4 protein-coding genes are annotated in these 7,514 nt (G+C 70.3%); 2 read left to right on the top strand and 2 right to left on the bottom strand.

What is annotated here, in order from left to right:
• Positions 1-263 precede the first annotated feature (263 nt).
• Entirely contained in the window at positions 264-3,761 is a 3,498-nt protein-coding gene (locus QZY48_RS27355; RefSeq protein WP_295436754.1) for a response regulator, read from the bottom strand.
• 471 nt (positions 3,762-4,232) lie between these two features.
• On the opposite strand from QZY48_RS27355, the gene QZY48_RS27350 reads away from it, so the two are divergent.
• Together QZY48_RS27350 and QZY48_RS27345 are read left to right on the top strand one after the other, a co-directional pair.
• Positions 4,233-4,964, top strand: a complete 732-nt coding sequence (locus tag QZY48_RS27350) for a response regulator transcription factor (protein WP_295436752.1) — start codon at positions 4,233-4,235, stop codon at positions 4,962-4,964.
• Between the two features lie 11 nt (positions 4,965-4,975).
• Positions 4,976-6,253 carry an ATP-binding protein gene (locus QZY48_RS27345; protein ID WP_295436750.1) on the top strand — a complete coding sequence of 426 codons (1,278 nt, stop codon included), beginning with the start codon at positions 4,976-4,978 and terminating at the stop codon, positions 6,251-6,253.
• Positions 6,254-6,542: 289 nt separating this feature from the next.
• Here QZY48_RS27345 and QZY48_RS27340 read toward each other — a convergent pair.
• A partial coding sequence (locus QZY48_RS27340) for a helicase-related protein (protein ID WP_295436748.1) occupies positions 6,543-7,514 on the bottom strand: 972 nt, incomplete at its 5' end.

Below are 7,514 nucleotides of genomic sequence, written 5' to 3'. Positions count from 1 at the left end.
TGTCGTTGTCGTAATCGTGGTCGGATAATTCGATTACGACAACGACAACGACAACGACAACGACAGAGTACCCGGGATCTCGGTCACCACATCAGTTCTGATGGCACCCCGTGTCACCGGGCGCTGGATCAGGGTCCGGGAGCTTGTCGACTATTGCCCCAGCGGGGCGATTACGCCAGTAAAAAACTGTAAAACCGCAATGACATAGGCTTGGCGGCCGCAGTTTCCGACCAGCGGTTGGGCGCGCCGGGCGGCGGGCGGCCTCAAGGCCCGCGCGGCAGCCGCTCCCGGATGCGTGACAACAGGATCTCGGTCACCAGGGGTTTGTACAGAATCACCGTGTCCACCGGCAGCCCGGCCGCCTGGACGCTCTGATGATCGTCGGCGGTCATCAGGATCACCGGCAGGCCCGGGGCCGCCCGGGCGAGGCGCCGGTGCAGTTCGATCCCGTCCATGCGCGGCATGACGATGTCCGACAGCACCAGGTCACAGGGCGCCCCGCCCTCCAGCAGGGCCAGGGCCGCGGCCCCATCCACCGCCTGGTCGACCTGCAAGCCATGGTTCTCCAGGATTCGGCACAGCACCGTGCGGATGCCGGGGTCGTCATCCACCAGCAGGACCCGGGCCGGCGGCGTCGGCAGCGCCGGCGCCGCGGCTGGCCCCGGCGCCGGTGCGGCCGCCGCGACGGCCACCGGCAGATAGACCAGGAAGCGGCTGCCGCGCCCCGGTTTGGTCTCGACCGCTACCCCGCCGCCGCAGCGGTCCGCGAACTCCCGGACCATGAAGAGCCCGAGACCGGTGCCGCGCCCGCTCGACTTGGTCGAGAACAGGGGTTGGAAGATGTGCCCCAGGACCTCCGCCGACATGCCGACGCCGGTATCGGAGACCGCCAACTCCACATAGTCGCCCGGCTCCAGGCGCCCCAGGGTCAGCGGCCGGGCGACGGTGCGCGTGACGCGCGTGAGGCCGATCCCGAGCCTGCCGCGCCCCCCCATGGCGTCCCGGGCATTGATGCACAGGTTGAGCAGGGCGGCCTGCAGCAGGGCCTCGTCCGCCAGGGCGGTGAGCTCGGGGGCGATGTGGGTCGCCACCTCGATCTGCGCCGGCAGGATGCGCGCCAGGGTGCGGACGAAGCGCTCCACCACGGCGGAGACGGGTGTCGGTCCGGTCGCCAGCCGGCGCCCGCGGCTCAGCGACAGCAGGCCGGCGGTGACCATCTGGGCGTGCCGGGCGGCGAGCCGGGTCTCCTCCAGCACCTCGGCCACCTCCGGGGCCTGCCCCCGGGTACTGAGGAGATCCGTCAGATAGTCCAGGTTGATGTCGACTACGCCCAGCAGGTTGTTGAAGTCGTGCGCGACCCCGCTCGCGAGGTGGCCGATGATCTCGCGCTGGCGCGACGCCAGCAGTCCGTCCAGGACCGCGCGTTCCCGCAGGCCGGAGGCGATGCCCTGCCCCACGAGTTGGATCACCTGGAGCTTCTCGGGCGTGGCCGCGGCCACCCCCTGGCCGGGGGCGAAGGACAGGGCGCCCAGGTGGGCCAGTCCCTCGGCGTCGGTCCAGCGGATCAGCGCGGCGGCCGCGAAACCGCCGTGGGGGGGCAGGGCGCAGGGCCGCGGGGCCAACGGTGGCTGGTCCGGCGCGGCCTCGCCGGAGCGCTCCAGGTCGCGGATGCCGGCCTGCTCCGCCGCACCCAGGGCCAGGACCGCGCCGGGCGCCAAGACCGGTTCCATCCCGAGCCCCGCCGCCCCGAAGCTGGTGAGCAACCGGTAGCTCGCGCCTTGGATTTCTCCCAGTGCCGCCGCACTTGCCCCCAGACTGTGACAGGCGAAGTCGAGCAGGGCGCGGATCTGTTCGTGGGGCGGGCGGTAGCCAGCCATCAGGTCCGAGAAGCCCTCCAGGTCGGCGTTGTAGCGCCGCAGGGCGCGGGCCGCGGCGTCCCGTTCGGCCTCGACCCCGCGGCGCTCCGCGGCATTGCGCAGGGCGATGGCGGCCAGATTGGCCGCTACCTCCAGCAGGTGCGCCTCGCGCTCGGAGGGGCCGTCCGGGCCGGGTGAGAAGATGGCGAAGACCCCCTGGAACCGGCCCCCGGGGCCGGGGATGGGGTGGCACCAGCAGGCCCGGGGCGCGGCCTGGTCGAGGGCGTGCGGGGCCTCCCCCGGCGTCCCGACGGCGACGCCGTGGGTCGTCCAATAGGGGCGCCCCGCGGTGTCGTCCTGGTCCTGCGCACCGCGCGCCGCGGTGCGGACCAGGAGGTCAGCGACGGCCGGGACCTGCGCCGGGTCGACGGCGGGGGCGGCCAGCACCCGCAGCGGCACCGGCCCGCCGCCGGTGGCAAGCACCGACCAGTGCCCGGGGACCAGCGCGTCCACCAGGCGGCACAGGCGCTGCGCCATGGCCGGCAGGTCCGCCGCGGCATCGAGCAGGACCTCCAGGCCATGCGCCTGGAGGGTCAGGGCGGCGCGCTGGGCCTCCTGGCCCTGCTGCTCTTGCGCCAGTGAAGCGAGCATGGTGTGGAAGGCCACGGCGAGCTGGTTGGTCTCGCGCAGCAGCCCCGGCGGCGGCAGCGGCGGGGGTGCCGGTGCGTGGAAGAGGGCGGGGTCGGCGGACTGTTGCGCGAGGTGCAGGATCGGCGCCGCAATGCGCCGACTCAGGTGGTAGGCCCCCAGGGCGGCGCCCAGACAGATCACGGCGAGCACCAGGAGTTGCATACCGACGGTCCGCTGCAGGGCCAGTATTCCGGGCTCGGCGCGCAGCATCACCAGCAGCCGCGTCCCCGGGGCCGCCGCCAGCGGTTGCTCCATGAAATACTCGCCCGCCCGCCATTGGGCCACGCGTACCTGCACCTGCTGCCGCGGTATCCGCAGGTGCAGGTCCCGCTGCAGGTCCAGGACCGTCATGGTCCCCGGGCCGCTCGATGGGGCGCCGGCCAGGGTGTTGCCAGCTGCATCCACCACCGCGATGGAGACCCCCAGGGCCGCCGGGACCAGTTGCCGGATGCGGGCAGTCACCGCCGCCAGCCCGGCGTCCGAGAACCGCGCCCCGGCGTCGGCCGTCGGCAGCCCTGGGGTGCGCGCGGGCGGGGCAGCCGCGTCCAGGGCGTCCCGGGCCAGGGCGGCGGAGAGCGCCAGCGTGGACGCGACCCCGGCCTCCATCTGGATGCGCGCGGCGCTGGTCTGGAGGACCGTCAGGGCGAAGGCCGGCACCAGCACCGCCGGCAGCAAGGCGCTGAACAGTACCTCACGCAGCGACACGCTGGTGGGCCGCCGCCGCAGCCGATTGGCCAGGATCACCACCGCCCCGGCCAGGGCGGCATTCAGCAGGCCGTTGGTGGAGAGCTTCAGGGCAATCAGTCCGGCCTGCAGCCACGGCATCTGCGCCGGGCCATGCAGCAGCAGCAGGGTCAGGGGGATGCCCAGGAAGAGCCAGAAGAGCCCGTCCGCCAGGGCCAACGGCGGCGGCTCTCCATGCAGGGAGAGGCGCCGCAGGATCAGCCCCACGGCCCCGGCCTCCGCCACGAAGATGAGCAGGCCGTAAGGGTGACCCCAGAGCCACAGGGTATAGAGTCCGCCGATCGCCGCCACCGCCATCCCCGGCAGGACCCCCATCCAGAGGGCCGCCAAGAGGGCGGCGAGCGAGCCGAACACGAAGGCGACCCCGAAGAACAGCGGCACCCCAAAGAGGTTGCCCGCGAACGCCAGGGCGCACAGGGCCGCGAAGAGGGTCGGCCGGGCGGTGGCCGGGCGCGCGGGCGGTATCCCCAATGGGGCGGCGGCCTGAGTCACCGGCAAGGCCGCGGGCGCGACCCCGCGGGCGACGAGCCCGGCCCAGTCCCGGATGACACTGAAAAATTTGGCGATCTTCGCGTCCTGGCTGGTGCACTGCGCGTGCGGGGGCGATCAGCGTAATAGCCGCACCGACACCCTGTGAAGTAAAGTTTATTTAACACTCTGAAACGAGAAAAATGGCTCGGAATGGTCGCGCTCTTACAGGCAAAATGAAGACGGGTGGTCCGGTTCCGGTGTCGCGGGCGCCGGGGCGCCGCCGCCGGGGTGTCTGGCGCGTGCGGGCCTTGCCCCCGCCGCGGGACCCGTGGTATCCAATGGCGTGGGTGACGCGGCCCTCAGCGGTATTGGCATTGATTTTATAACGATTATTCACCAGGGCGCGGCGGCGCCCCGCTCTGGGGCATCGCCGCACCAGCGTCCGCACGACGCCGACTGTCAGGAACGCCCATGACCGAACCAGCGCGCATCATCATCGTCGAGGACGAGGTCCCCCTGGCCCGGGCCATCGCCCGCTCACTGGAGCTCGACGGCCACCATACCGCGCTGGCGCCGAGCGCGGCCGAATTTCGCCGCATCTACCGCAACGAGGGCGCCGATCTGGTGCTCCTGGACCTCAACCTGGGGGCCGACGACGGGCTGGACCTGGCCCGGGAACTGGCGCAGACCACCGCGGTGGCGGTCATCATCCTCACCGGCCGCGCCGACCCGGACGAGCGCATCCGCGGCCTGGACGCGGGCGCCGACGACTATGTGACCAAGCCCTTCGAGGTGGGCGAACTGCGCGCCCGGGTGCGTGCCGTATTGCGCCGCCGCCGTCCGGTGCCGAGCCCGGAACTGCGCCTGCGGGTCGGCCCGGTGGTACTGGACCTTGTCATGCGCGAGGTGCGCAGCGACGGCGGCGGCCAGCCGGTGGAACTGACCGAGACCCAGGCCGACATCCTCGCCCAACTGATGCGCCATGTGGGGCGGCCGGTCGGCCGGGGCGACCTGCTGCACCGCGCCAACTGGGGGCCCAATAACCGTTCCGCCGACGTCCATGTCGGCCATATCCGCCGCAAGCTCGAAGAGGCCGGCATCGACGCCCTGGTGATCGCCGCCGCGCGCGGGTGCGGCTACGGCCTCTTCCTCAAGGGCGAGGAGGGCGCGGCGCAGGTCCCGGAGGCGGACAGTGCCGACTAGAGGTCCGAACCATGTTTGACGATACGGATGCATTGCTCGAGAAAATCCGCCTGGGGGAAGACAGTTTTCTGGAGTTGAAGGAAATGCGCTTCGCCGGCGAGCGGGTCGCCGCGCCCCACCGCGATGGGCTTGCCGACGAGTTGGCCGCACTCGCCAACAGCCGCGGCGGGGTCTGTGTCCTGGGTGTCGACGATCGGCGCCAGGTCATCGGTATCCCCTTGGAGCGGCTGGATCGCGCCGAGCAGTTTGTCCGTGAACTGTGCCTGGATTCAGTGACGCCGCCGCTCGCCCCGGTGATCGAGCGGCGGCGCCTGCCGACCGCGGCCGGGGAACTGGTGCCGGTATTGAAGGTGGAGGTGTCCCGCAGCCTGTTCGTGCACAAGAGCCCCGGCGGTTATCTGCACCGGGTCGGCAGTGCCAAGCGGGAGATGCCGCCCGAGTTTCTGGCCCGGCTCTTTCAACAGCGCAGCCAGGTCGGAATGATCCGCTTCGATGAACAGGTCGTGCCGCGGGCGACCCTGGACGATCTCGATCCCCCCCTCTGGCAGCGCTTCGTCACCCCGCGGACCAGGGATGACCGTGACAGTCTCTTATTCAAGCTCGCGATGGCCCGTCCGGATGACGCCGGGACCCTGCGCCCGACCGTGGCCGGGGTCCTGATGGGCAGCAGCGACCCGCGCCCCTGGCTGCCCAACGCCTTCATTCAGGCAGTCGCCTATCGCGACACCGCGGCGCGCCCCCGGGGTGATGAGTGGTATCAGATCGATGCCGCGGACCTCACCGGCCCCCTGGATCTGCAGGTCCTGGCGGCCTGCCAGTTCGTGCGCAAGAACATGCGGGTGGCCGCCAGTAAAGGCGAAGGCCGCCGGGACCTGCCCCAGTTCGACCTGACGGCGGTCTTCGAGGCCGTGGTCAACGCGGTGGCCCATCGGGACTATTCGCTCGCCGGATCGAAGATCCGGCTGCGCCTGTTCGCCGACCGGCTCGAGCTGTATTCACCCGGCGGCATCGCCAACACCATGACCATCGCGAGCCTCCCTTACCGCCAGGCTGCCCGCAACGAGGCGATCACGAGCCTGCTGGCGCGCTGCCCGATACCCTCTGCGGAGGCCGGCTTGACGGACCGCAGCGCCATGATGGACCGACGGGGCGAGGGGGTGCAGATCATCCTGGAGCGTACCGAGCAGTTGTCCGGGATCATACCCGTCTATCGCCTGATCGACGAGTCGGAGTTGTTGTTGGTGATCTATGCCGCGAGTGGCCGATTAGATGTGCCAGTTTCTCAATAAGTCGGGGCAAGCTGGCAACCTCGCTGTTGCGCAACATGGGCTTGCGGCCACGCTCCGGGACTTTGCCTTGGGTTATTGGGAGGTTACCCGCTGGACGTGGCCGATGGCAGCCTGCCCGGCGGAAGCCGCTGAATTCTCAAGCGTCTTCTCAAGCGGGCATTGCGGCGGAACCGTTGCGCGTGCCGCCCTAAGAACTGCTGCCAGTCCACCGAGGCTTCTCCGTCGTTCGCCTCGGGTGCGACGGCAAGCGCGGTGGGGAATTACCGTGCGGCTCCGCTGGAAGCCAAGGCTACCGCCTGGTGTAGAGACTGCGGCAATAGTGGAACGGATGTCGCTCCCGGAACCGCCCCAGATTGTCGAGGACGGTCAGGATCGTACAGGTCTCGGTGCCGCCGTTGCGCGGGCCGCGCAGGCCGCGTCCGACCATCTGCATATAGCTCACCGGGCTCTTCACCTGGCGGGCGATCAGCACCAGGTCCGTGCGTGGTGCATCGAAGCCAGTCGTCAGCACGCTGTGATTGCACAGCACCCGCAGATCGCCGGACTTGAAGCGGTCCAGGAACCAGCGCCGGGCGGTGGCAGGCGTTTCGCCACTGACCGCCGCGGCAGGGATACCGAGCAGGCACAACCGGGCCGCCATCTCCTGCGCGTGGCGCACCGAGTTGGTAAAGAACAGGATCTGGCGGGCGTCGCTCGCTTGCAGCGCCTCGATCAGCCGCTCATTGCGCGCGTCGTTGGTGGCCAATTCCTGATTGACCCGCTCCAACACCCCATCGAACCGCGCCCCGTCTTGGCTATCCCACAGGCTGTCGAGGTCATCGAGCAAATCAGCAGACACGGTGGCGTCGCTCTCCAATGGTCGATGCTCGGCGCGGGCGAGGAAGCCGCCGGCGAGCAGCCGCTCGGTCAATCCCTCTTGGTCGCGTGGATGCGGAAACTGACGTTGATCGAAGCGCTTCGCGAGACGCAGGCTTTCGTCGTCATCCATCCGAAACGGTGTCGCGCTTAGGCCAATCACCGCCGGCTCATCCTTCTGCGGCGCACCCGGGCGGGGCGCCTCGGCGTCCAGCCAGCGCAGTAGCGACGTGTAACTTGGAGTGATCGCGTGATGGCATTCGTCCACCACCACCAGCCCCGGCGTCGCGAGCCAGGCGAGCGCGGGGGCATCGAAGCGGCTGTTCAAGGTCTGAATCGAGGCCACCGCCACCGTCGCCTCGCTGTCCGCCGGTGCCGCCGGGTTGCCGTGCCCGCCCCAAAACCG

This window comes from uncultured Thiodictyon sp., from assembly GCF_903828115.1.
In the GTDB taxonomy this organism is placed as follows: Bacteria; Pseudomonadota; Gammaproteobacteria; order Chromatiales; family Chromatiaceae; genus Thiodictyon.
Note: the sequence above shows the minus strand (reverse complement) of the source record. Positions and strands in the feature narration are given on the sequence as shown.